At 46.7% G+C, this 25,238-nt stretch carries 18 protein-coding genes; 8 read left to right on the top strand and 10 right to left on the bottom strand.

Features of this window, described 5'->3' with window-relative positions:
- Nucleotides 1-7: 7 nt before the first annotated feature.
- The gene (locus DN062_RS05955; protein WP_162301254.1) at nucleotides 8-1,549 is read right to left on the bottom strand and encodes a bifunctional metallophosphatase/5'-nucleotidase; all 1,542 of its coding nucleotides are present in this window, start codon (nucleotides 1,547-1,549) and stop codon (nucleotides 8-10) included.
- 252 nt (nucleotides 1,550-1,801) lie between these two features.
- On the opposite strand from DN062_RS05955, the gene serA reads away from it, so the two are divergent.
- Nucleotides 1,802-3,034: a phosphoglycerate dehydrogenase gene (serA, locus tag DN062_RS05950; RefSeq protein WP_112158397.1), complete on the top strand. Its 1,233-nt coding sequence runs from the start codon at nucleotides 1,802-1,804 to the stop codon at nucleotides 3,032-3,034.
- 24 nt (nucleotides 3,035-3,058) lie between these two features.
- Here the strand turns inward: serA and DN062_RS05945 are convergent, their stop codons facing one another.
- Nucleotides 3,059-4,105: an alpha/beta hydrolase gene (locus DN062_RS05945; RefSeq protein WP_112158396.1), complete on the bottom strand. Its 1,047-nt coding sequence runs from the start codon at nucleotides 4,103-4,105 to the stop codon at nucleotides 3,059-3,061.
- A gap of 167 nt (nucleotides 4,106-4,272) precedes the next feature.
- Between DN062_RS05945 and DN062_RS05940 the strand changes: the two genes are divergently transcribed.
- Together DN062_RS05940 and DN062_RS05935 are read left to right on the top strand one after the other, a co-directional pair.
- Nucleotides 4,273-4,713 (top strand): NUDIX hydrolase, encoded by a 441-nt coding sequence (locus DN062_RS05940; protein WP_112158395.1) that lies wholly within the window; start codon nucleotides 4,273-4,275, stop codon nucleotides 4,711-4,713.
- Between the two features lie 70 nt (nucleotides 4,714-4,783).
- Entirely contained in the window at nucleotides 4,784-5,419 is a 636-nt protein-coding gene (locus DN062_RS05935; RefSeq protein ID WP_112158394.1) for a 2OG-Fe(II) oxygenase, read from the top strand.
- A gap of 103 nt (nucleotides 5,420-5,522) precedes the next feature.
- Here DN062_RS05935 and DN062_RS05930 read toward each other — a convergent pair whose 3' ends face one another.
- Complete coding sequence (locus DN062_RS05930; protein WP_112158512.1) at nucleotides 5,523-6,086, bottom strand: TMEM165/GDT1 family protein; 564 nt, start codon at nucleotides 6,084-6,086, stop codon at nucleotides 5,523-5,525.
- Nucleotides 6,087-6,449: 363 nt separating this feature from the next.
- Here DN062_RS05930 and dbpA point away from each other — a divergent pair, with 363 nt between their 5' ends.
- Nucleotides 6,450-7,829 carry an ATP-dependent RNA helicase DbpA gene (dbpA, locus tag DN062_RS05925; RefSeq protein WP_112158393.1) on the top strand — a complete coding sequence of 460 codons (1,380 nt, stop codon included), beginning with the start codon at nucleotides 6,450-6,452 and terminating at the stop codon, nucleotides 7,827-7,829.
- A 164-nt stretch (nucleotides 7,830-7,993) separates the two neighbouring features.
- Complete coding sequence (gene amt, locus DN062_RS05920; RefSeq protein WP_205126667.1) at nucleotides 7,994-11,419, top strand: ammonium transporter; 3,426 nt, start codon at nucleotides 7,994-7,996, stop codon at nucleotides 11,417-11,419.
- On the opposite strand, the gene DN062_RS05915 is transcribed toward amt, so the two are convergent.
- Nucleotides 11,420-12,340 carry a glutaminase gene (locus DN062_RS05915; protein ID WP_112158510.1) on the bottom strand — a complete coding sequence of 307 codons (921 nt, stop codon included), beginning with the start codon at nucleotides 12,338-12,340 and terminating at the stop codon, nucleotides 11,420-11,422.
- Nucleotides 12,341-12,566: 226 nt separating this feature from the next.
- Between DN062_RS05915 and ansA the strand changes: the two genes are divergently transcribed.
- Nucleotides 12,567-13,580 carry an asparaginase gene (gene ansA, locus DN062_RS05910; protein ID WP_112158392.1) on the top strand — a complete coding sequence of 338 codons (1,014 nt, stop codon included), beginning with the start codon at nucleotides 12,567-12,569 and terminating at the stop codon, nucleotides 13,578-13,580.
- A gap of 109 nt (nucleotides 13,581-13,689) precedes the next feature.
- Entirely contained in the window at nucleotides 13,690-14,502 is an 813-nt protein-coding gene (locus DN062_RS05905) for a helix-turn-helix domain-containing protein (protein WP_112158391.1), read from the top strand.
- Between the two features lie 110 nt (nucleotides 14,503-14,612).
- Here the strand turns inward: DN062_RS05905 and nirD are convergent, their stop codons facing one another.
- The 6 genes from nirD to DN062_RS05875 form a co-directional block, all read right to left on the bottom strand.
- A complete protein-coding gene (gene nirD / locus DN062_RS05900) occupies nucleotides 14,613-14,975 on the bottom strand; it encodes a nitrite reductase small subunit NirD (RefSeq protein ID WP_112158390.1) in 363 nt (120 codons plus the stop codon).
- Complete coding sequence (gene nirB, locus DN062_RS05895; RefSeq protein ID WP_112158389.1) at nucleotides 14,972-17,494, bottom strand: nitrite reductase large subunit NirB; 2,523 nt, start codon at nucleotides 17,492-17,494, stop codon at nucleotides 14,972-14,974. The genes nirD and nirB overlap by 4 nt, the downstream gene beginning before the upstream one ends.
- Before the next feature lie 38 nt (nucleotides 17,495-17,532).
- On the bottom strand, nucleotides 17,533-18,387 hold the full coding sequence (locus tag DN062_RS05890) for an ABC transporter ATP-binding protein (protein WP_112158388.1): 855 nt from the start codon (nucleotides 18,385-18,387) through the stop codon (nucleotides 17,533-17,535).
- Between the two features lie 14 nt (nucleotides 18,388-18,401).
- Entirely contained in the window at nucleotides 18,402-19,271 is an 870-nt protein-coding gene (gene ntrB, locus DN062_RS05885) for a nitrate ABC transporter permease (RefSeq protein WP_112158387.1), read from the bottom strand.
- Nucleotides 19,272-19,307: 36 nt separating this feature from the next.
- A complete protein-coding gene (locus DN062_RS05880; RefSeq protein ID WP_112158386.1) occupies nucleotides 19,308-20,642 on the bottom strand; it encodes a CmpA/NrtA family ABC transporter substrate-binding protein in 1,335 nt (444 codons plus the stop codon).
- 259 nt (nucleotides 20,643-20,901) lie between these two features.
- Nucleotides 20,902-22,182: a nitrate regulatory protein gene (locus DN062_RS05875; protein ID WP_112158385.1), complete on the bottom strand. Its 1,281-nt coding sequence runs from the start codon at nucleotides 22,180-22,182 to the stop codon at nucleotides 20,902-20,904.
- Nucleotides 22,183-22,580: 398 nt separating this feature from the next.
- Between DN062_RS05875 and DN062_RS05870 the strand changes: the two genes are divergently transcribed.
- A complete protein-coding gene (locus DN062_RS05870) occupies nucleotides 22,581-25,232 on the top strand; it encodes a nitrate reductase (protein WP_112158384.1) in 2,652 nt (883 codons plus the stop codon).
- Nucleotides 25,233-25,238 lie beyond the last annotated feature (6 nt).

Below are 25,238 nucleotides of genomic sequence, written 5' to 3'. Positions count from 1 at the left end.
TTGTCACTCATGGTCTCTCAACTTGAGCAACATCTTGCAAACGACCTTCAACTTTGGGTGCGATTGATCTCGCCACCTGTATTGCATCTATGACTAGATCAGATACCAATCGCGTCGTTTGTCCCTCGTAAGGAACGGGTTTTGATCCTAAAAACATGTCAAATCCATCACCGCCATTCGCAATAAACTGGCGCGTAGCTAAACGATACACTTGATTTTCTTGCACTGTTTGCCCATTGGCTTTAAGCGCAATCACCCTCTCTCCCACAGCCAATGAACTGTCATAGATCACTTGCATCCCAGAAACCTGCAAATATCGTCCTTTCATATCCTCAATCTGGCTTAAACTGTTTTCCATAGCTGCTAAGAGCTGTCCTCCTGTTACTTCAAGCAAAACAACATGATCCCGGAAGGGCAACTCAGCTAAAATATCACGGCGCGTCAGCTCAATGGGTGCAACGTAATCACGTTCGGCTCGAATAAATCCAGAGTTTAAAAAAGCGATATCAGCTCCGGCATGGTTTCGCAAAGCATCAGCAATAAAATTACCAAATGGATTTTCACGTGAACGAATGCTTGGCAAATGAGTACTGAAATCTGTCTCCAACCTTCCCAGCGGCTCACTCAGCAGGGTATCCAAGCGCCGATTGTAATCCTCTACCTGCTCTAAAACGTCTGCATCAGCTTCGTAGTTATTCATGCTCTCTTTCGAAGCCGCGAACAAGAAGTGATTATTCTCATCTTTATGGATGCGGATGATGGCAACCTCATCCCCTTGCGCAATCCAAATATGATTAGGATGCTTCACCATCTCTGGGTTATCTGTCAAAAGTAAATGCTCGTCTTTACCCAATGCAAAGTCCAGCACACCGGATGTAACCAACTCATCAAATTCAGCGTAACGGTTCAAATAATCACGGTAACAGCACGAATATGCCATCATCACCAGATCAACGCCAGACGCCCTAAGCGCTTCGGCTTTTTGCCGGATTAGTTCGACAGGATCCTCCGCCAAAACCACACGCTTTACATTGTACTCTTCTAATGTATTAGGCGGTAAAATGCCCAAAATTCCTAACTGCAAGTCACCCAATTCCACCACAACCTGATCAACCGTGCCATCAAGCCTTCCCTGAGTCAGTTTATCTGTTGAATTAGAAGAGACAAACGGAAAAGCAGCCTCATAAGCTCTTAATGAGAGCTGATCCTCATAGAAACTAAACTCACGCTTCCCGACCACCATTGCCGCAGGTTCCAGCGAGTTCAACAAATCAATGATGTGTGATCCCATATCAAGAGACGATAAAGTACTAGGTGCTAGATTTCCACCTCCAGATACAAAGGCCACAGGAGACTCACTCCGGTATTGACTCAGCAGACTGGCCAGCTTTGGATAGCTCCCTTTAGTTTCACTGTCCATTTCAGTCATTTCACTTACATAGACAATCAAATACTCTGACTTTCCAAACGCGATAGGAGCTGCTAATAGAGCAATAGTAAGCGTAACTACTTGCAACCCGCGAACTGATTCAAACACTTTACCAAACATAATCGACTCCAAGCCCATCTTCTTTGAAGGCACTAACTTTATAGCGTTATATCACAGTTTAGGTGTTTTTATGATGATGAACAGTTCATTGAAGGCCTATTTCATTGCTCACTTAAAGATTTTTTCATGATGAGTTGAGTAAATACCATTTAGATCCATAGACGTGACGCAGCAACTGCGTCGTTATTGTGATAAGATTTGTCGCCTTAAACACAATAGCGCCTGTCGCACAAACCTTACGAGCTGTCGAAGATGAGCAAAGTCACCTCACTAGATAAGAGCAAGATTAAAATTCTGTTGCTGGAAGGTATACATCAATCAGCAATCGACACCCTTCACGCCCATGGCTATCTCAACATTGAAACACTCAGTGGATCATTGCCTGAAGATGAGCTTATTGAGCGGATTAAAGAAGTGCACTTTGTTGGGATACGCTCTCGCACCCAGCTAACTGCACGCGTATTCGAAGCCGCTGAAAAATTAGTCGCTGTAGGTTGTTTCTGTATTGGCACAAACCAAGTGGATCTAGATGCCGCCACTCAAGCGGGTATCGCGGTGTTTAACGCACCCTACTCCAACACTCGCTCGGTTGCTGAGCTCGTATTGGCAGAAGCCATCATTTTAATGCGTGGTGTCGCTGAAAAAAATGCGAAAGCTCATCGAGGTATCTGGCAAAAAACGGCTAAGAACTCCTATGAGATCCGTGGGAAAAAACTTGGTATCGTCGGCTACGGTAGCATTGGAACTCAGCTGAGTATTTTAGCTGAGGGCTTAGGAATGGATGTCTACTTCTATGATGTTGTCACTAAGCTCCCATTGGGCAATGCAAAGCCTGTCGGCTCAATGACCGAACTCTTGTCAATCAGTGATGTCGTGACACTACACGTTCCGGAATTACCCTCTACTAAGAATATGATGGGAACGCCTCAGTTTGAACAAATGAAGCATGGCTCCGTTTTCATTAATGCGGCGCGTGGAACTGTTGTTGATATTGATGCCCTCTGTGATGCTTTGAAGTCAGGAAAACTATTAGGAGCAGCTGTTGATGTTTTCCCTGTAGAGCCCCGCACGAATGACGACGAGTTTATCAGCCCGCTGCGTGAGTTTGACAATGTCATTCTGACCCCACACGTGGGTGGATCGACAATGGAAGCTCAGGAAAATATCGGCTTTGAGGTGTCTGAAAAGCTGGTCAAATATAGTGACAATGGTTCGTCAATCACATCGGTTAACTTCCCAGAAGTCGCACTTCCAGGCCACCCGAACTGCCACCGTTTGTTGCACGTACACAACAACATTCCTGGCGTGTTGTCGCAAATCAACAGTGTTTTTTCTGAAAACAATATCAACATCACAGGCCAATACCTACAAACAAATGACAAGGTTGGCTATGTCGTGATTGATGTTGAGGCAGACTACTCTGCCATCGCACTGGACAAGCTCAACACAATTAACGGAACCATTCGCTGCAGACGCCTCTTTTAATAGAGCGCTTCATCGCGCCCCATCTCATCGACTGCGACGGTCAATGGGATGGGGCGAACTCAGTTTTGCCAAGCACTCTTCTATTTTGACAAACACCTGCTTGCGTATGTCGAGCGCATCGTTGACCAAATGATGCCTTCCACCCTGAAGCAGACAGGTTTGAGCCTCAGGATAGATTTGCTCGAATAAAGGCAGATTGTGCCGCCAATCCACCGTTACATCTTCATCTCCCTGAATAATTAATGGCGCTCCCTCAACTCCCCTCTGAGCTTCCATTAAAGGCACCCATTTTAACATAGCGCGAATCCAGTTCATCGAAAAATGCATGTACTGCAATGGATCACGCTGACGTACAAACGCCAGAAACTCAGGATCACCGGAGTTATCCGTAAAATCTCGTTTATAACGACGACGAAACCACCCCACAAGCCGATACAACTTCTTGATTCGTTCAAAACGTGTCGGACGAAGTAAGGGTGCGAGTAGAATACGCTGATCGATATGAAGTGGTTGCATCAGATGCATAACAGGCATGATCTGCTGGCTCATGATAATGGCCGCCCCTGTGCTCTGTCCGAGCAACACCAAACGCTTCCCCATGATCGCTCGGTAGGTTTGTAGTAAATGGTTTAACTGCGTCACGTAGGTTTTGAAATCATCAATACCTAACGGATCACCGAGCGATAAGCCATGGCCTGGTAGATCATATATCAGCACATTCCATTTCAACCGAAGAAGGTAATCAATCACGCTACGGTATAGGCCCGCATGATCGGTATACCCATGCACAATCACTACAGTACCCATAGCAGAACGTGATTGAAAAAACTGAACAACCAGTTGTGCCTGCTGAATTGACTCCATGCCAATGGAATAGTCTGTATCATCAGGTAATGAGTCAAAGCCATAGTGATGCCGATAAGCACGCACTTGACGATCACAAAGTGTTGGTTGAGAAGGATCAAAGGGTTCAAGCTCAGAGCGAATACTTGAGGCCGTAAAGTCTGGCCTCTGGTCGCTATATGCCGAATTAAAAGGGCTTAATAGGGGCGATTCAGTCAAAATGGTCATAGGTTCATCCTTCGTATCCTATTATTATAGACCTATGATTATGAACTAATATGACAGTTGTATATTCGACACCGCATTAGTGTCAATCAAAGTTCATCTCTTATAATTAAAAATACGTATAACAGGATGACATACTTCTCACAATGTTAAAATTTAGGAAAGCATCAATGGCATTTCAACCCCATGTTACCGTAGCGGCGTTAATTCGCCAAAATGATCGTTATTTAATGGTGGAAGAAGGCGATCCCAATAACAGCGTTTTTAACCAGCCTGCAGGCCACATTGAAGCGGGCGAGACTCCAGAAGCCGCTTGCATACGAGAAGTCCAGGAAGAAACCGCTTGGCGTGTAAAGCCCAAACACCTGATTGGCATCTACCTTTTAACCCTTCATCCTGAAAAGGTCTATTACCGCTTTGGCTATAGAGCAGACGCCTTAGAAGAGCTATCAACCCCTTTAGATCCAGACATAATCGCTTGCCATTGGCTCACGCTTTCTGAAATCAAAGAGCTGCAATTAGCAGGGCGTTTGCGCAGCGACCTCGTCATGAAGTTGATTGAAGATGACCTTGCTGGCAACGCATTTCCTCTTGAAATCATTCAGTCGTAAAAACACGTGACCCAACATCGACTTCAGTGTATAAATCGCGCTCTGTCACTCTATGTTCGGTCACACTTTCATGAATCAAAACACTGCCTTTTTCGATACTTTGGCCGACGAACTTGTCGATCGTGGCTATTCAATTCTACATCAAGGTATTCCGACTGATCTCTGCTGTCAGTTGCGTTCACGCATAAAAGAACTCGATGACGAGGATTTTAAACGGGCAGGAATTGGGCGAGAGCAGGACCATCAAATCAACAGCCAAATACGACGAGATCAAATTCGCTGGTTAAGTCAAAACAACCCTATCGAAAACGCTTATCTCAACTGGATGGACACCCTTCGTTCAGCGCTCAACCAACGCCTATTTATGGGGCTGTTTGATTATGAGGCACACTTTGCCCACTACCCCATCGGGGCCTTCTACAAGCGACATGTCGATGCGTTCAAAGGGCGCACAAACCGCGTACTCACCACCGTATTGTATCTGAATAAGAATTGGCTGAACGAAGAGGGCGGCGAGCTTATCCTCTATCCTGAAACAGGCGATACACCTATCGAATGCGTACTCCCCGAGTCAGGGACATTAGTGTGCTTCTTAAGTGACCGCTTTCCGCATGAAGTGCTCACGGCGTATCGAGACAGATACAGCATTGCAGGATGGTATCGCGTCAATAACACACTCGGCGACCAGATTGATCCACCGCGTTAATCGCGTTAGCCACGCCACTCTCGCAGAGAGTCTAACCGAGAGAGTGGTGTGGCATTTACTTTCCTAACACCTAAAGAGCGTTCGACGAAAACATCCGCTATTGCTAAAGAATCAAGGAAACCAATAGAGACACGCCCATCAACACAAAAACACCTGCGGCAATACGACGAAAAACGGTGAAATTCAGGCGTTCAAGTAGCCATTGACCTGCAAAAATGACAGGCACATTCGCCAGCATCATTCCAAGCGTCGTCCCAAGTGTGACCGCTACAATCGCTTCGTACTTTATGGCGAGCATAACAGTGGCTATCTGGGTTTTATCGCCTATTTCGGCTAAGAAAAATAAGACAAAACTGGCAACTAATGCCCCCCAACGCGCATACTGCTGGCCCACCTCTTCCTCTTCATCAGGAATCAATATCCAAGCAGCCATCGCAAAAAAACCTAAGGCTAGCAGCAAAATCGCCCAATTACCGGACAGAAGGTTAGACAGCCAATCACCAAATAGAGCAGATGCGCCATGGTTAATCAGAGTTGCCACTAAGATTGCACAGCAGATTGTCCAAGGCTTGCGGAACTTCGCCACTAATAGCAAAGAAAGAAGCTGGGTTTTATCACCCACTTCGGCTAAAGCAACGGCAAGAGTTGAGAAAAGAAACGCTTCCATGATAACACCAGGGGCCAGACGATTAACCATAAGGTACAAATACACGTCCGGCCCCGGTAGGTGTATTAATACCTTAGGTCTCATCAATCTCACTGCATGAATCAGTGAGCGCGACAACCATAAGCATGTGGCTCAAGTATGTTGGCTGACGCCTTGGCAACAAAAAGCCAAGAGATTACTCCCCTAAGAGTGGAGGCTATGCTAATCAGCTTTGATTTAAATGTCAAACGCCCAACAGCCTGCCAAGCTCTGTCCGTCAACAAGTGAATAAATCACAACTTTCACCTTCGGTGATCATAGCCTTCACGCACACGACTCGCCACATGCTATAATTTCCCTTCAAATTTAAAATGTGGACATCCCGTGAAACCTGAAGATTTTGCCCAACTCCCGCTGCCCCCTAAAGCCTTAGAGAATCTCGCTCAAATGGGCTACACCTCCATGACACCCATTCAGCAGCAAAGCTTACCTGTCATACTCCAAGGTCGAGACATCATTGCTCAAGCCCAAACAGGTAGCGGTAAGACCGCCGCGTTTGGTATCGGTCTGTTGGAAAAAATCAATCCTCGCTTTTTCGGAGTACAGGGCCTCGTTTTATGTCCGACTCGCGAATTAGCAACGCAGGTGGCCACAGAGCTGCGAAAACTAGCACGCTACCTCGATAATATTAAAATCGTTTCAATTTGTGGCGGACAGCCCATTGGCCCTCAAATTGGCTCGCTCGAACATGGAGCTCATATCGTCATTGGCACCCCCGGACGCTTACGAGACCATTTACGCAAGCAAACGCTTAACCTTGAGTCTTTACACACTCTGATTCTCGATGAAGCCGACCGTATGCTTGATATGGGATTTGAAGAAGATATCCGTTTTATCATTGGTGCTACGCCCGATAAACGTCAAACACTTCTCTTTTCAGCCACCTACCCAGACTCTATTGTATCTATAAGTGCTGAGTATCAGTTTGATCCTTTACGTGTCAGTGTCGAAAGTCAGCATGATGACACCACCATCGAACAAGCCTATATCACATACAAAAATCAAGACAAAACAGAAACGCTCGCCGCACTGTTACAACACTTTGCTCCAGAAGCTGCGATTATTTTTTGCAACACCAAGCAAACCTGCAGTGACATGGTGGCCGCATTGCGTAATTACGGACTTAAAAGCCTAGCCTTACATGGTGACCTAGAGCAAAGAGATCGTGACCAAGTGCTGATTCGCTTCAGCAATGGCAGTTGCCGTTATCTGTTCGCCACAGATGTAGCCGCTCGTGGATTAGACATTGACAGTGTCGACCTAGTCATTAACGCAGACTTACCTGCCGACCCGGCAATCTATACCCACCGCATTGGGCGTACGGGACGAGCAGGACGACAAGGAATGGCCATTAGCCTTTGTTCGGACCGTGAAACCTATCGCTTAAAGCGTATCGAAGAATTGCAAAAGCAAGAGATCAAAGCACTTAAGCAACTCGCCTCACCGTCTCCTGATAAGCTGCCAGAGCCCGCGAAAATGACCACTTTATGCATCGCAGGTGGCCGAAAAGATAAGCTGCGCCCTGGCGATATTTTAGGTGCGCTAACGGCATCTAGCGAACTCACGGGCGATGTGATTGGAAAAATCAACGTAACCGACTTTTCGACGTATGTTGCCATTGAACGTGCAGCCTCCCCACGAGCACTTGAGCTACTCAAGGAAGGGAAGATAAAGGGCCGTAGTTTTAAAATTCGTCGTCTTTAATAAAATACAAAGTAGCTAAAAGCCACTAAACCTTTGTTTTATGGCACAACTCCTGCAGTGATTAAGATGGTAGTCAATCTCTACTATCTTAACTCCCTGTTTGAAGTACCTCTGTTTTTCTCAGTGCACTCATTTAGGGCAGGACAAAAAACGGGGGCCTATTTGTGATAGATAAGAGTGCACTCGACGCGTTATGGATCATGATTGGCGCCGTCTTGGTTTTAATGATGCAAGGTGGATTTCTGTGTCTAGAGTCAGGCCTTACACGCAGTAAGAACGCCATCAATGTTGCGTTAAAAAATGCATTCGATTTAATCGTTGCAGCGCTTCTCTTCTGGCTGCTTGGTTTTACATTTATGTTTGGCCAACACGATGCTTGGTCACTTGATATGCGCTGGTTAGCGGCTGACTTTTCAGATGAAAGTCTGTGGCATGCGAGCTTTTTCCTTTTTCAGCTTACCTTTTGTGCCACGGCTGCTACGATTGTTTCTGGTGCCATTGCGGAGCGGAGCCGCTTTCGGGTCTACGTTCTCATTACCGCCCTCATTAGCTTGATTCTCTATCCCACGTTTGGGCACTGGGCATGGAGTGGTGCCATTAACTCGTCCCCCGGCTGGCTGGAAGCACTTGGTTTTACTGATTTTGCGGGCAGCACCGTTGTCCACAGTTTAGGGGGCTGGGTCGCACTGGCGGCCGTCATCGTGATTGGTCCCCGCACCGGACGCTTTGTTCAAGGCAAACCGCAAGAAATACCCGGCAGTAACCTACCTTTAGCCATTCTAGGAATGTTATTTTTCATGATTGGCTGGATTGGCTTTAACGGTGGGAGCACATTAGAGTTCAACGAGCATATTGCTGGCATTGTTGTAAACACCATCATCTCGGCTTCTGCGGGTGGAATGATGGCGATGATTTTATCGAATGCCGAAAAAGAGAAAGTTCGCAGCACAAGCCTCACCATCAATGGGACGCTAGCCGGACTGGTGGCTATAACCGCGGGTTGCCACTTAGTCTCTACCCCTCATGCGGCGCTGATTGGTGCAATCGGTGCCTTGGTTATGTTTACCACAGACCGTTTAATGCTGCGCTACCAACTCGATGACGCCATTTCAGCCGTTCCTGTTCATCTCGCCGCTGGTATTTGGGGCACACTGGCGGTGGCGCTTTTCGGTCACTTGGATGCTTTAAGCGAGCCCTTTAGTCGGATTGAATGGATGGGTATCCAACTCATTGGCATTTTAGTATGCGGCCTCTTTGTTTTTCCGAGCACCTATGTTTTATTGATCTTACTCAAGCACTTCACACCTTTGCGCGTCAGTTTAGAAGCTGAGCACCAAGGCCTTAATTTTTCAGAGCATGGGGCACGAACAGAATTAAGTGAACTGCTATCCAGCATGCAAGAGCAAGAACGCACGGGTGACTTAAAACAGCGCGTCCCCGTTGAGCCTTTCACCGAAGTGGGTCAAATAGCCGCACAATACAATCGTGTGATGTCAAACCTCAATCGCATGATTATGCGAACACGCCTGATTGTCCGAGATATGCAAGATGGCATTATCACCTTTTCAGACAAAGGCATTATCACCAGCGCCAACCCAGGAGCCGAGGTGATTTTTGGGCGATCTGCTCAAGCGATGGTCGGAACGCCCAGTGGATTACTGTTGCACGAAGACTCACATCAGTTCTTTCCCGCTACCCACTTAAATAACCTATTCGTAATGCTCGCCAGCAGCACCGATGAAGGCCCTCATGAACTGGTTGCCATTAAAGATACGTCTCTGCCCTTCCCCATTGAGGTGACGACTTCTGCAAGCCCAACCGAGGAAGGCATACAATACAGCGCGTTGATCCGTGATATTAGTGAGCGAAAACGCATGGAAGCACGTCTTCACCGTCACTCAGAACTAGCCCAAGTGACACTTGAAGCAATCACCGAAGCCGTCATTACCTGCGATGCCCAAAAAAATACGGTCTACTTAAACCCAATGGCCTGCACGCTCTTAGGCTGGGATGCTCAGGCTGCCTTTGGTCTTCCCATTGACACACTCATGCCAATACAAGGCAGTGAGGGTGACAGGGTTCTCTTATCATCTCTTTGCTCAGACACCCACTTTAATAATACATCACACTCATCCTACACCTATTTCAAATTGAAGAATAAACAAGGCAAAACAGCCGAGGTGCAAATTAAATGCTCTCCGCTTTTCGATGCACAGAAAAAGAGCATGGGATGGGTGATTGCTTTACAAGACATGACTCAAAACAACCGACTGCAAGAGATGTTAACCTTTCAGGCCGTGCACGACACCTTAACGGGGCTTATCAATCGGCGTGAATTTGAGCGGCGTTTAGAAAGTCTAATTTTAGAAGCGCAAACACAAGAGGCCGAACATCTCTTATGCTATCTTGACTTAGACCAATTCAAACTGGTCAATGACACCTGCGGTCATCGCGCTGGAGATGCCCTACTCAAACAGCTTTCCAGTTTACTCAAACCCATCCTGCGTCAAAGCGATACACTCGCACGTCTCGGCGGTGATGAGTTTGGGGTTTTGCTTTCCTACTGCCCACTGGCAAAAGGCATGCAGATTGCGGAGCAATTACGTAGAACCGTCACTAACTTCCGTTTTTCATGGGATGGACAAGTCTTTTCTGTTGGCGTGAGTATTGGCATGGTCATCATTTCGACTGATTGCGGATCACTCGATGAGGTTCTCAGTCATGCCGACACCGCCTGTTATGCCGCCAAAGACCTTGGCCGAAATCGTGTGCATCTATTTGAGTTCGACGATCAAGAATTGCATTTTCGAAGAGGTCAAATTCAGTGGGCTAGCCGCATTCAAAGTGCCTTAGACCGAGACAAATTTCGGCTTTACTTCCAAACAATTGTCCCGTTTGACACTGCTCACCTGGGTATTCCACATTATGAAATTTTAACTCGCCTAGTGGATGAAGAAGGCGAAGTGATTCCACCGGGTGCATTTATCCCAGCGGCTGAACGCTTTGGACTCATGCCCAAAATTGACCAATGGGTCATCCGCAATACACTGGCCTGGATGGGCGATCAACTCAAACGAAATCAACAACCTGTTTTCTGCGCAATCAACTTATCCGGGGCCTCGATTGGACGCCAAGACTGTTTAAATGTCATCCGCGACCAGATACGGAAACACGCCGTTCCCGCACAATACATCTGCTTTGAGATTACCGAAACAGCGGCCATTGCCGATCCATCAAATGCAGCTGCGTTTATCGAAGAATTAAAGTCTCTAGGATGCCAATTCGCCTTAGATGACTTCGGCAGTGGCTTGTCTTCATTCGGGTACTTAAAACAACTGCCCGTGAACTACCTGAAGATTGATGGCATTTTTATCCAAGATCTGCCCAACAACCCCATTGACCAAGCCATGGTGGCCTCGATCAACAACATTGGTCATCTGATGGGCTTAAAAACCATCGCTGAATGCGTTGAAGATGCTGAAACTCTAGCGATTCTCGCCCGCATCGGCGTCGACTATGCACAAGGATTTTATCTCTCACGCCCCGAACCCCTAGAGTCCATTGGCGGCGTGAGAGTCATGCCGCGTTAATCAATGTCCAAACACAGACCAGCCTGTGTGTTGTACAAAACGCTCTAGGGCACGGGTTCCTAAATAACTATTCCCGAGTTTATCAAGCCCTGGAGACCAAACGGCAATGGAGCCCTTACCGGGAGCAATGGCAAGAATACCACCACCGACACCACTTTTTCCGGGCAAGCCAACCCGGTAGGCAAACTCGCCCGAACCATCATAGTGACCGCACATCATCATAAGTGAATTGATACGACGTGCACGTTGGGCCGACACCACACGAATCCCCGTTGTTTTATCCACACCATCCGACACCAAAAACAGTCCGGCCCTCGCCAACTGCTCACAACTCATGGCAATGGAGCACTGATGAAAATAGGTTCCCAGCACCTTATCCACATCATGGCGTAAACGCCCAAACGCTTTCATAAAATGCGCCAATGATGCATTACGGTCACGGTGGGCCATTTCAGAAGCCGCCACAATATGATCAAAGCAAATACTATTGTCATTCGAAATAAAGCGTACAAAATTGAGAATTTCGGCGAGTGTTTCTTTTGGCTCATGACCCATCATAATGGCATCAACCACCGCAATGGCACCTGCATTAATAAAGGGATTACGCGGCTTGCCAGACTCATGCTCTAGCTGAACAATCGAGTTAAAGGGATCGCCAGACGGCTCGCGTCCTACATGAGTCCAAATGCCATCACCCAGCTTGCCAAGGGCAATCGTGAGCGTAAATACTTTCGAAATACTCTGAATGGAAAATAAGGTATCCGCCTGGCCTGCTGAATACATTTGCCCTTCTGGGGTACACACTGCTATGCCGAATTGATTCGGATCTACATGAGCGAGTTGCGGAATATAATCCGCAACCTTACCACGATTTTTTTCTGTCGATAAAGCCAACACGAGATCGTCTAAATAGTCTTGTATCATGAGGGGCACTTTGTTTATGTATTGTTGTTATCTATTGATCTGACTATTTTAACGTGATTTCAGATTTAATGGTTGCAAAAGAAATGCACTTTAAAAAGGATAGTGATGCGACTTGATGCTGATTATCTTACAAAGAGCGTCTATCATCATCTAATCGTCAAATGTCAACTCGGTTAAGGCTATGTTGAAATACTCAGATAAAAACATAATAGGACAGATGTTCATGAAACGCCGAGTGCTCATTATTTATTCTGGTGGAACCATTGGTATGCAATCCTCTGATCAGGGCTATGTCCCAATGAAGGGGTTTGATAGGCAAATCAACAAGCTTTTTCGTGCTCGTGGTCTACAGTATCTCCCTCACTATGACATCATCGAATGCCAACAGCTGATTGATAGCTCAAATATCCTACCCAATGACTGGACTCGGCTCAGTCATCTCTTAATACAAAATTGGGATGAATATGATGGCTTTGTGCTGCTTCATGGAACAGATACCATGGCCTACACCGCATCAATGCTGTCCTTTATGCTCCAAGGAATGAATAAACCTGTGATTCTCACTGGCTCCCAAATCCCAATGATGGAAGCCAGAAGCGATGGTCCAGAAAATCTGATTACAGCCGTGATGCTGGCAGGGAATTACAATGTACCTGAAGTCTGTATTTTCTTTGCAAATCGACTCTTGCGCGGCAATCGCAGTACAAAAGTGAAAAGCTCAGGATTTGACGCTTTCGACTCTCCAAATTTCCCTTGGCTAGGCAGCGTCGGAATTAATATCGACATTCAAAGCCAGTTGTTACTCAAAAAGCGTGCGCCTTCACACCTTGCCCCTACTTTTGATTCAGATGCCGTTGCCGTGATTCAAATCTTTCCTGGCATCTCTGCAGAGATTATTAAGGCCGTTGTTCAGCGCCCAGGCGTGAAAGGGCTGATTTTACAAACCTATGGAGCAGGGAACCCTCCTGACGCGAACAAACTGTTTATTGAGGTGCTTGAGCAAGCATCAGCGTCCGGTATTATCACACTTAATATCACACAGTGTGCGTATGGATCGGTGAGTCAGGGTGCCTACGCAACAGGAGCCACGCTAAATAGAATCGGCGTAATTGCAGGTGCGGACTTAACCCTTGAAGCCGCCTTTACAAAACTGCACTTTTTGCTCAGCCAACACGAATCAACCGATACTGTTCGCCAAGCACTTATCACTCCCCTAGCCGGAGAAATGACGGTGTGAATTAGATACGCTAGGGGAAACACCTATCTTTAGCTGATACCGACTTTCGGGTTACACTCAAGGATTGAGCGGCTAACATCAGCCGATGTGGATTTATAGGAGAGATGCCATGACTGAAGACTTTTCTCGCAATCTAAGGCTTCTATGCAGTTACTATAAATCCATTGCTGATGTCTGTCGTAGAATGAAAATGAATCGGCCTCAGTTTAACCGCTATTTAGGGGGGCATGCGAAACCTTCCGCCAATACACTTCGACGTTTTTGTGACTTTTTTGGTGTGGAAGAACATGAACTCTTGCTCCCTCATAACCAGTTTATACGCTTAATTCAAGTCCGCCCACGCCTCTCTAGCGATGATCTAAGAGCGTCACCCGAAACTGAGCATTTAGAGCACTTGGGTCAACTCGGTCATCAAGGCCTTGATAAATACTTAGGCTATTATTTTGAATACCATCTATCCATGGCCTATCCTGGCAAACTACTCCGAATGTTAACTTGTTTGGAGCGCCAGCAAGATAAAGTTTACTACCAGCGCACGGAACGCCTGCAAGAGAGCCCTAGCGACAAAGTCTATCATGGCAAGTACTTAGGATTTGCAACCTTCTTAATTGATCGCATTTTTATGGTGGATTACGAATCACTCACCGATCAAGAAATCACTCAAACCATACTATTTCCAACCTTTAAAAATCGCGTCACACGTTTGACAGGATTGAAATTAGGTGTATCGGGCAGTGGGGAGCGTATGCCGTGCTGCGCACGCGTGTTGTATGAATACTTGGGTCCATCCGTTGATATACGCCGAGCCTTCAAGCTTTGTGGTTTGTATGATCTCGATTCACCCGATATCGACGAGAGTATCAAACAGGCCGTTGCTAATGATATTCAACCGGGAGAGTGGCATTTTCGCGCTCGACATTAAAGACCGATCAAAAGCAGACAGCGTCATACTCGATGGCTTGATGTTGTTGAGCTCTGCTCTCAGGCAGAGTTCAACATTTTTCACCCAATCATAAATGACTAACGAAAATCCTATCCAATCAAAACTTTACCTATCTGTACCCAGTCCTGCTCCATCCGCACGGCCCAAACATCCACTCCAACATCCGGCGTTTCAATACAGCGCCCTGTATCCAACCGAAAGTGTTGTTTATACAAGGGGGATGCAACAGACCAGATGCCTTGGCTTTCACAGAGGATGCCATGAGCAAGGACTTCAGACCCGGAAAAAGGATCCGTATGGCCAATCGCATAAAGCTCCGTATCATGGCCTGGAAGCCAGAATACAGCCACAGGCTCCTTACCAAGCATGACAGCTATTCCTGAGTGTGGAACTAGATCCTTGCGATGACAAACGTTCTGCCATTGGAGTGATGCGGTCAATGCAGCATTCATGCGACTTCCTCCTCTGTAATCATGCGCGCGGGTATCAATTGGCCACGTTCTTCAATCAGTTGAATACGCGCTTTGCGGGGCTCGCTCGCGTTCACATAACTGCGAAAACGCTTACGCTTCTCGGAGTCATTGATTGCTGTTTTCCATTCACATTGGTAGGTATCGACAATGTGCTGCATTCTGGTTTCCAACTCTTCAGCCAAACCTAGGCTGTCCTCAATCACCACTTCTTTCAGGTATTTTAATCCGCCTTGGAGGTTTTCAAGCCACACCGAGGTTCGCTGTAATCGGTCAGCCGTATAGACATAAAACATCAACACCCGGTCAATATAACGAATCAGTGTTTCATCATCTAAATCCGTTGCGAATAGATCCGCATGACGGGGCTTCATCCCACCATTGCCACACACATACAGATTCCAGCCATTCTCTGTCGCGATCACTCCGATATCTTTGCTTTGCGCTTCCGCACATTCACGTGTACAACCGGATACTGCCATTTTAACCTTATGGGGTGAGCGCATTCCCTTGTAACGATTCTCCAAGCGAATGGCCATCGTCATACTGTCTTGCACACCGTACCGACACCAAGTATCACCAATGCAGGATTTAACAGTTCGCAAAGACTTGCCATAGGCATGCCCAGTTTCAAAACCCGCTGCAATCAACTCTTCCCAGATTAAGGGTAACTCGTCTAAGGTCGCGCCAAACAAATCAATACGTTGGCCACCCGTGATTTTGGTATAGAGATTATATTTCTCACCCACCTCACCAATTTTAATCAGCATTTTAGGGGTAATTTCTCCACCTGGAATTCTAGGTACAACAGAGTAAGTACCATTTTTCTGCATATTCGCCATAAAGGTGTCATTGGTGTCTTGCAGCGGCAAATGCTTCGTTTCATGGACATGTTCATTCCAAACACTGGCCAAAATAGACGCCACGGCTGGCTTACAAATTTCGCAACCCCCACCTTGCCCATGCCGCTCAATTAACTCGTCGAATGTTTGAATACCTTCAACTTTAACTAAATGAAACAGCTCTTGTCGTGTATGTGAAAAGTGCTCGCAGATGGACTTATCGACCTGGACACCTCTGGCCTCTAGCTCACTTTCAAACACAGTTTTGACCATCGCGGCGCAACCACCACACCCCGTTGCCGCTTTTGTCATCGACTTGATATCTGACAGGCTGACGGCCCCATCATTCATGGCCTCACAAATATCGCCCTTTGTCACATTGTGACAAGAACAAAGAGTGGCTTCATAAGGCAATGCCGATGCGCCCAAGCTAGGTGCACCAGTGCCAGAGCTTTCGGGTAAAATTAATGACTCTGGGTATTCAGGTAACTCTATGCCATTCAACGCATACTGCAATAGCGTGTCATAATAGCTGTTATCACCGACAAGAATTGCACCCAACAGCTTAGAACCGTCAGCGGAGACAACCAAACGTCGATACACACCCTCAATCTCATTACTGTAGCGATAATTCAGTGCACCGGGGGTTGCGCCATGTGCATCGCCAATGGATCCCACATCGACACCCAATAATTTAAGCTTCGTCGACATGTCCGCACCGGTAAAGGTGGTTCCCACATTGCCAATCATATGGGCAGCCGCTACCCGCGCCATGGTGTAGCCCGGTGCGACTAGGCCATATTGCTGATTGTTCCAAACCGCACACTCACCAATTGCGTAAATTGACGGATCACTGGTCCGGCAATGCTGATCAACGGCAATCCCTCCTCTCTCCCCCAGCCGTAAACCAGCCTCTCGTGCCAACTGGTCTTGCGGGCGAATACCGGCTGAAAATACAATTAGATCTGTTTCAAGATAGGTTTCATCAGCAAAGCACATGCGCAGTCGTTGTTCATCGCCTGGAATAATCTTGCGCGTTGTTTTTTCGGTGTGAACCTTGACTCCCAAGTCTTCAATCTTGGTACGTAAAAGTGAACCCGCATCACTGTCCAACTGAACAGGCATCAAACGCGGTGCAAACTCAACAACATGCGCCTCTAATCCCAGCATCCTGAGCGCATTGGCCGCTTCGAGTCCAAGTAATCCACCTCCTACAACTACCCCTCTCGTAGCCCCTTGAGCACTGGCGCGAATGACGTCCAGGTCTTGAAGTGTCCGATACACACAGCAATGATCCAGTTCCCGCCCGTCTATTGGCGGCACAAATGGATAAGAGCCTGTCGCAAACACCAGTGTGTCATATGAATACTGGCCCTGTGCCGTCGTCACAGATTTTGCTTCGCGATCCAGCGTAATCACTGCTTCATTTAGATGTAAATGAATCCCGGGTAACGCGTAGAATCCATCATCACCTAACTGCAAATGCGCCGAACTTTGCTGTTCAAAATACTCAGATAAATGGACACGATCATAGGCACGCTGATTTTCCTCTGCAAACACATGCAGTTCATAATCGGCTGCCATCTCTGATGCCATCCACTGTTCAGCAAAATGATGGCCTACCATCCCATTGCCAATAACCACTAGTTGTTTTTTCATGGTGTTCACCTCGACCTCTATCAACTTGAAAGATCTCGTTAAGCGGAGGCCGCTTTCTTAAGACTTGCTTGGGCAGGCTTCGGTTTCTCAGCCGATACGAGCACTTCCACCTTACGCTGCTTTTCATATAGAAAACGCAAGACGGCTTGACGATAACGGTTGTACTTGGGGTTATCAGCCATCTCTATGCGATTGCGTGGTTTTGGTAAGTCTATTTCCAGAATCTCACCGATAGTGGCCTCTGGACCATTGGTCATCATGACAATTCGATCTGAGAGCAATACGGCTTCATCGACGTCATGTGTGATCATGATGATGGTGCTGTTAATCTCAGCCTGAATCTTCATCACCTCATCTTGTAAATGGGCGCGAGTCAGTGCATCTAACGCACCAAAGGGCTCATCCAATAACAGGACCTTCGGTTCCATTGCTAGAGCTCTGGCGATCCCAACACGTTGCTTCATGCCCCCCGAAATTTCGGCTGGACGCTTATCCAATGCGTGAGACATGTGAACCATTTCGAGGCTTTTAAGTATCCATTCATGCCGTTCTTTCGCTGTCTTCGTTTTTTTAAAAGTTTTGTTGACGGCAAGCGCCACATTTTCATACACCGTCAACCAAGGCAGTAATGAATGGTTTTGAAACACAACACTTCTATCAGGGCCAGGTGAGTTCACTTCTTTACCGTCTAAAATCACCACGCCATCTGTCGCTGGCAAAAGCCCCGCCACGATATTCAACACGGTCGACTTTCCGCAACCAGAATGGCCGATAATCGAAATATACTCACCCTTTTCAATATGTAAATTCACATTTTTAAGAACACAGGACTGCTTATTACCCTGTCCAAAAACCTTGTTTACACCTTCAATCGATAAATAATGTTTAGACATCGTATATACTCCTCTTAGTTACTAGTGCCACGGGTGACTAAATTTGAGATAAATCCGATGAATTTATCGAGTAAAAATCCAACAACTCCGACATATACCAGTGCTAACACGATGTCACTGATCATTGATGCATTCCACGCATCCCAGATGAAGAAGCCAATTCCCACTCCACCTATCAGCATTTCAGCTGCAACAATCGCTAACCAAGACAAGCCGATGCCAATACGAAGACCTGTGAATATGTAGGGCGCGGCTGCAGGCAACATGACTTTGGTAAAATATTCATAGCCATTCAGTGATAAAACCTTTGCAACGTTGCGATAGTCTTCCGGTATATTACGAACACCCACTGAAGTGTTAATAATAATTGGCCATATTGCCGTAATGAAAATCACAAATATCGCAGATGGATTACTGTCCTGAAAGGCGGCCAAAGAAATTGGTAACCAAGCAAGTGGTGGAACGGTGCGTAGGATTTGAAATATAGGATCTAAACCCCGCATAGCCCACGTTGATTGTCCAACCAACACTCCTAAGCTAATGCCTGCTATTACCGCTAGGCTATAGCCATAAGCGACTCGCTCTAAACTTGCTAGAATTTGCCACCCCATTCCAACATCAGTTCCTCCATTGTTGTAGAAGGGATTAATAATCAATTCCCAAGTGTCTGTGACGACTCTGGACGGTGAAGGCAACGTTGCGCTCTGGGAGGATGTCAGTAGCTCCCATATAAGTATTAATAAAAAACCAACAATAAGTGCAGGTAGTACTTTTTGAACAAAGCTCTCACCCACTCTTTTAAAACGAAATAAGGTTTTGTCCATTGAGACAGGCATACTCACAGCAGATAAAGGTTTAACAATACTATTTGCTTTGGTAGTCATAGTAAAAATCCTCCCCTAAGGATAAGGGCTTATTATTTATAAACGTTTAATCGATAAGCTATCTAAATAGGCATCTGGATTTTCAGGATCAAATACTTTTCCATCAAAGAAGGTTTCTAACCCACGAGAGGTCGTTTCAGGAATATCCGACTTATCGATACCTAATGCAGCAGCCGCTTCACGCCAAATATCTTCTCGGTTAACTTGGTCAATAATTGTTTTTGAATCGAAGTCTCTGGGTAAATATCCCCAGCGCTTATTTTCGGTTAAGAACCATAAGTCATGGCTTTTAAAGGGATAAGATGTGCTGTCTTTCCAATAGCGCATCTGATTCGGATGGTTTTCAACTACTTTCCCATTACCATAATCAAAATTACCTTCCATACGGTCGATAATGTCGGCATAGGGTGCATGTATCCAACGACGTCTTGAACAGATTTCAGCGATTTCTTTTTTATTTTCAGGCTGCTCACAGAACATCTGAGCCTCCATGATCGCCATGATTAATGCTTTTGTAGAGTTTGGGTTAGCATCAACATAATCAGCACGCATCGCAAAGGCTTTTTCTGGGTGGTTATGCCACAACTCGCCAGTCGTATTGGCAGTGTAGCCTATGCCCTGATTAACTAGCTGCTGGTTCCAAGGCTCACATACACAGAAGGTATCCATACTACCAACACGCATATTGGCAACCATTTGAGCCGGCGGAACAACAATGGTCGATATGTTCTGATCCGGATCAATACCCCCAGCTGCCAACCAGTAACGCATCCACATATCATGTGTTCCACCTGGGAAGGTCATTGCTGCATTAATAGCATGACCCGATGCGCGTTTGGCCGCTAATGCTTGTGCAAAGGCTTGAGTGTCGAGACCCACTTTCAAATCGTTGTATTCACTGCCCACGGATATACATTGACCTGCCAAGTTCAAACGCGCCAAAATATACATAGGCGTTGGAACATTATTGGCCGTCATTGCCCCCGATGCGATCAAATAAGGCATGGGCGTTAAGATATGAGCGCCGTCGATACCGTTACGCTGAGATCCCAATACGAGGTTATCCCGCGTCGTTCCCCAAGAGGATTGTTTCAGTACCTCAACATCCTTCATGCCATGCTTAGCAAAAAATCCTTTCTCCAAGGCTATAAATAAAGGGGCAGCATCCGTCAAGGCAATAAACCCAAGTTTTGCCGAGGTGGTCTCAAGCTTGCCAGATGCCGCTTGAGCCTTAGAAGACACTAAAGGCAAGAAGCCACCCAATGAAGCAGCCCCTGCTAATGTCGCCATACCACCCACAAACTTACGTCGATCCATATTTAGAGATTGCGTATCTGTTATGGCTTTCAGCGTTGAATTTTTAGCTTTCATGGAATTTCTCCTAAACAAAAAAAAACGGCGTCATCTCGAACATCCGAAAGATCAGATGTGAGATGGACGCCGTTGTCCGATTCAGTGACCACAAACAGGTTTGTGATCCGATATATAATGTCTACTGAATTAGGATGCTTATTTCATGCCAACTTTATTTATATCATTAAAATCAATTAACTATATAAAATATTGTAGAAAACATAGGTATATGTAGAAATTTTTTGCCCCGAGATTGGGCAAGGTGCACTGAATTCATTCAAAACAAAACACGGCGGTCATTTTTTCCAATAATCGCCTGAGTGCGCTTGATGATCGTATCAGCAATGTCTATCACACGGAGGTTTTGCTCCATTGCCGCTTGACGTATTTGTCGATAAGCGGCTTCTTCAGAGAGTCCTTGATACTCCATCAGCAACCCTTTCGCACGCTCTAGAGTTTTGCGTTCAGTCAGCGCTTGCCGTGCTTGTTGCAACTCATCGTTCACTAATTGTAAGCGCATTGATTGAGCTTTGAGTAACTCGTAGACGGAACGCCTGGGTGTGATAGATAAATCCTGCTCATATGCATGCAAAGAATCCGTTAAATAGCTTAATGAAGACGAGCCTACATCATCTTCCCTTGCTAAATCGTCCAACAGCCGTCGATGGTTTTGTAAGTCCTGCTCTGCTGCTTTTAATTTGGTTTGACACAACTCCAATAAATCAGCTGCCAGCAAGCTTTCTATCGCTCTCATGGCATCGATGCGGCAGGTTGCGACGTCATACCAAATTTCACTGAAGGCTGAGGGAATAGCCTGCCCCTCTTCTGATCGTGCAACCAGTTGCCGTAAACGGATCAATTCATCTGAGCAGGGGTCTGATTGCAATGCCTGCCAACTTATTAAAGGCGACTCGCTGCTAAACTCGGTGAACACTTCAAAGCATCTGGATTGCGCATCGATTAAATCGTGGAGTTTTTGCTGATCCTCAAGCTCGAAATGACCCGCTGCAAAACCACTGGCTCCCCAAGCACGTTCTTGCCCTGCTAACTCCTTGCCTTGCATAAAATTGAACATCGCCACCAAAGCACGGGTAATATCGGGATCTGTGGCGGTATCAGCGGCCTCAAAGACAACCGATAACAGCCCTGCAATCAAGCGACTCATTAAACCTGTTAATTCTTTGACACTTATTTGAAGGCTCAAGGCTTTTTGACGAATGGATGGCAAGCTATTCAGACCATGAACGACGTAAGCGATACGCGTATACAGCCTCACGCTACCTGATAAATGGCAGGCATCAAGGTTAATCGACGCCAACCCTGCCTTAAGCTCTGTTTCGAGATGTTCGCCCTGCTCAATTTGAGCTAAGCGCTGAGGGCCAAAGCGTTGGCCTGATGATGCGATATAGACATTCGACAAACCCCGTTCACGCTGCAGAGTATGAACCAACTGACTGATAGACTTCACCAGCTCGCCCGTCATCAAGAGTTGTTGCAGATTGGATATCTCGCAGCGCTTAGACGCCAATAAAAAATCTTCGGCACGGCATGCAGGCATAGAAATCTCCGGTTGATAGGTCTTACATCACATCAATAAAAACGCAAAATTTATACCATCGTATAGCACTCGGGGCGCAGGATGTCCTTTCCCCTGCAATTTAACAGATTTAATCCAACATCAAACGCTTTTGTGCTGTATTCGTCACAACTGAGAAACCAATTTAACGCAACGCGCGCCCGTTTCGCACCAATTTGTTGCAATATTCTTTTATTGACACCCTCCGTTATCCACTGTCAGCACCCTAACGCTTGAATATCATCCAGCATGGCATATCTATTGCTTAAACAAATTATGAATCTTCTCGTCTGGTTGATGGACCAGATCGGCAATGCTGCCCATTTCTTTGCACATGATTGGTGTGTGAAGCAATGGGCTTTTTTTTTGGATGAGTGACTATGAAACAAAACACAACTTGCCCGTATTGTGGTGTAGGGTGCGGTGTAACCGCAGAACTGTCGGATCAACGAATCATTGCAGTCTCAGGCGATAGCCAACACCCCGCTAACTTCGGGCGGCTGTGTATCAAAGGCTCAACGCTTCATGAAACCACCCAAACTGAGCAACGATTACTACTGCCACGCGTAGATGGCCAAAACGTGCACTGGTCTGACGCGATTAAAGCGGTCTCATCCCGAATTCGCCATAGCTTAGAAAACCATGGCCCTGGCAGTATCGCAATGTACTTATCGGGGCAGCTGCTCACAGAGGATTATTACGTTGCCAATAAACTGATGAAAGGTTTCTTAGGCTCGTCTCATGTCGACACCAACTCGCGCTTATGCATGGCATCAACCGTTGCAGGGCATAAACGAGCATTTGGTTCTGATTCGGTTCCTGGTTGCTACGAAGATATTGAACTGGCTGATCTGATTATTCTGGTTGGTTCCAATGCAGCCTGGAATCACCCAATTTTATTTCAACGAATTCAAGCAACCAAAATTCAGCGCCCGCAGGTTAAAGTCGTTGTCATCGATCCTCGCGCAACGGCAACCTGCGAGCTGGCAGATTTGCATTTAGCCATTAAACCCGGCTCAGACGTCGCTCTTTTTAATGCCCTTCTCGTCCATCTTAGTCACTCAGGCGCCCTCGACCAGCCATTTATTGACCAGCACACCGAAGGATTTAAAAGGGCAGTTGCGATTGCGCACCAAGACATCCCCGATTTGAAAACAGCGGCCACCTTAACCGATGTTCCATTAGCGGACCTAGACACTTTTTTTGATTGGTTTACCAAAACACCGCGCACACTCACGCTCTTTTCTCAAGGTGTCAATCAATCCAGCTCCGGGACAGATAAAGTGAATAGCCTCATCAATTGCCACCTGGCCACAGGACGGATAGGCAAGCCGGGAAGCTCTCCCTTTTCATTAACGGGCCAGCCCAATGCCATGGGAGGGCGCGAAGTCGGTGGCCTTGCCAACCAATTGGCCGCACATATGGAGTTTTCCCCCGAAGCAATCAACAGAGTTCAAGACTTCTGGAATGCCCCTAGTATGGCACAGCAACCCGGCCATAAAGCCTTGGACCTCTTTCAAGCGATTGACCGTGGCGAAATTAAAGTTTTATGGATCATGGCCACCAACCCCTTGGTCAGCTTACCCAACACTGCATTGATCCGTCGAGCCTTAAAGCGTTGTGATTGCGTTATTGTTTCAGAAGCCATGTCTGAGACGGATACGCTAACATTTGCCGATATTCAGCTGCCAAGCAGCACTTGGGGTGAGAAAAATGGCACAGTCACTAACTCCGAACGACGAATTTCAAGGCAAAAAGGGTTGATTAAAGCGCCAGGCGAGGCACGCCATGATTGGGAAATCATCTGCGATGTTGCCAAAGCACTGGGATTTGAAGAAGGATTTAACTTTACCCACCCCGCTCAAGTTTTTGCTGAGCATGCGGCTTTGTCCGGGTTTGAAAACCATGGGCAAAGGAGCTTTGATATCAGCGGACTTAGCCACTTGTCTCAACAAGAATACGATCAACTTCAACCTGTTCAGTGGCCGATCAATCAACAATTTCCGTATGGACGCAAACGGCTCTTTGACGACGGCCAGTTTTCTACCCCCTCAGGAAGGGCGCAATTTATTGCCACTGAGACAAAAGCTCCAAAAACCCTTCCATCGGCTCAGTGGCCCTATCAACTCAACACTGGACGAATTCGCGATCAGTGGCACACCATGACTCGTACGGGACGAGCTGCCAGATTGTTTAATCATCGTGCAGAGCCCTTTTTAGACCTTCACCCAGAGGATGCAAAGCATCACAATTTATATGATCAAGACTTGGCTGAATTAAGCAATCACCAAGGTCGCTATATTGGTCGTGTTAGAATCAGCGCAGCGCAACGAAAAGGTGAAGTATTTATTCCCATGCACTGGAACCAACAATTCAGTGGTGATGGCTATTGCAATGCGCTACTTGAAGGCTTTTGTGACCCCGTATCTGGCCAACCCGAATCCAAGCAGGGAGCCGTCGCTCTTCGCGCCTATCCCGCACAATGGCACGCTCAGTTACTGATTAAAGACCACACAGAATTAAGTCTCAGAGGCTATTGGACCAAGATTCCAATGCGCCACTCAACACAGTTTCTGCTAGCTGACACAGAACAACCTAACTCATGGATGGAGTGGTGTCGTCAGCACTTGGGTCAAGCCCCCGACAGTTGGGTGCAAACCTCCTCGGGCGAGATGAGGGCTATGGCCTTCGATCAGGATCGCTTGCATTGGGTGTTATTGATAAGTCCAAGCCCGATTCAATCAGATCCAACATCGGTGGATATGCTCTTTTCGAAACCTGCGTTAACGCCAGCTCAGCGCAATAGGTTGCTCAATTCACAGCAAGGAGCTCAAGCAACACAAATCATCTGTAGTTGCCACCAAGTGACCGAGGCATCAATTAAAGCAGCCATTGAAAAGGGCTGCCATACAGTGGATTCACTCAAAGAAAAACTGGCTTGCGGTACTGGCTGTGGCTCTTGTATTCCCGAACTCTCATCACTCTTGGCTGAGGAGATTGTGACGCTCAAAATTGAAGAACAAAGTGTATAACCAACG

The sequence above is a fragment of the Nitrincola tibetensis genome, from assembly GCF_003284585.1.
Taxonomy (GTDB): Bacteria; Pseudomonadota; Gammaproteobacteria; order Pseudomonadales; family Balneatricaceae; genus Nitrincola; species Nitrincola tibetensis.
Note: the sequence above shows the minus strand (reverse complement) of the source record. Positions and strands in the feature narration are given on the sequence as shown.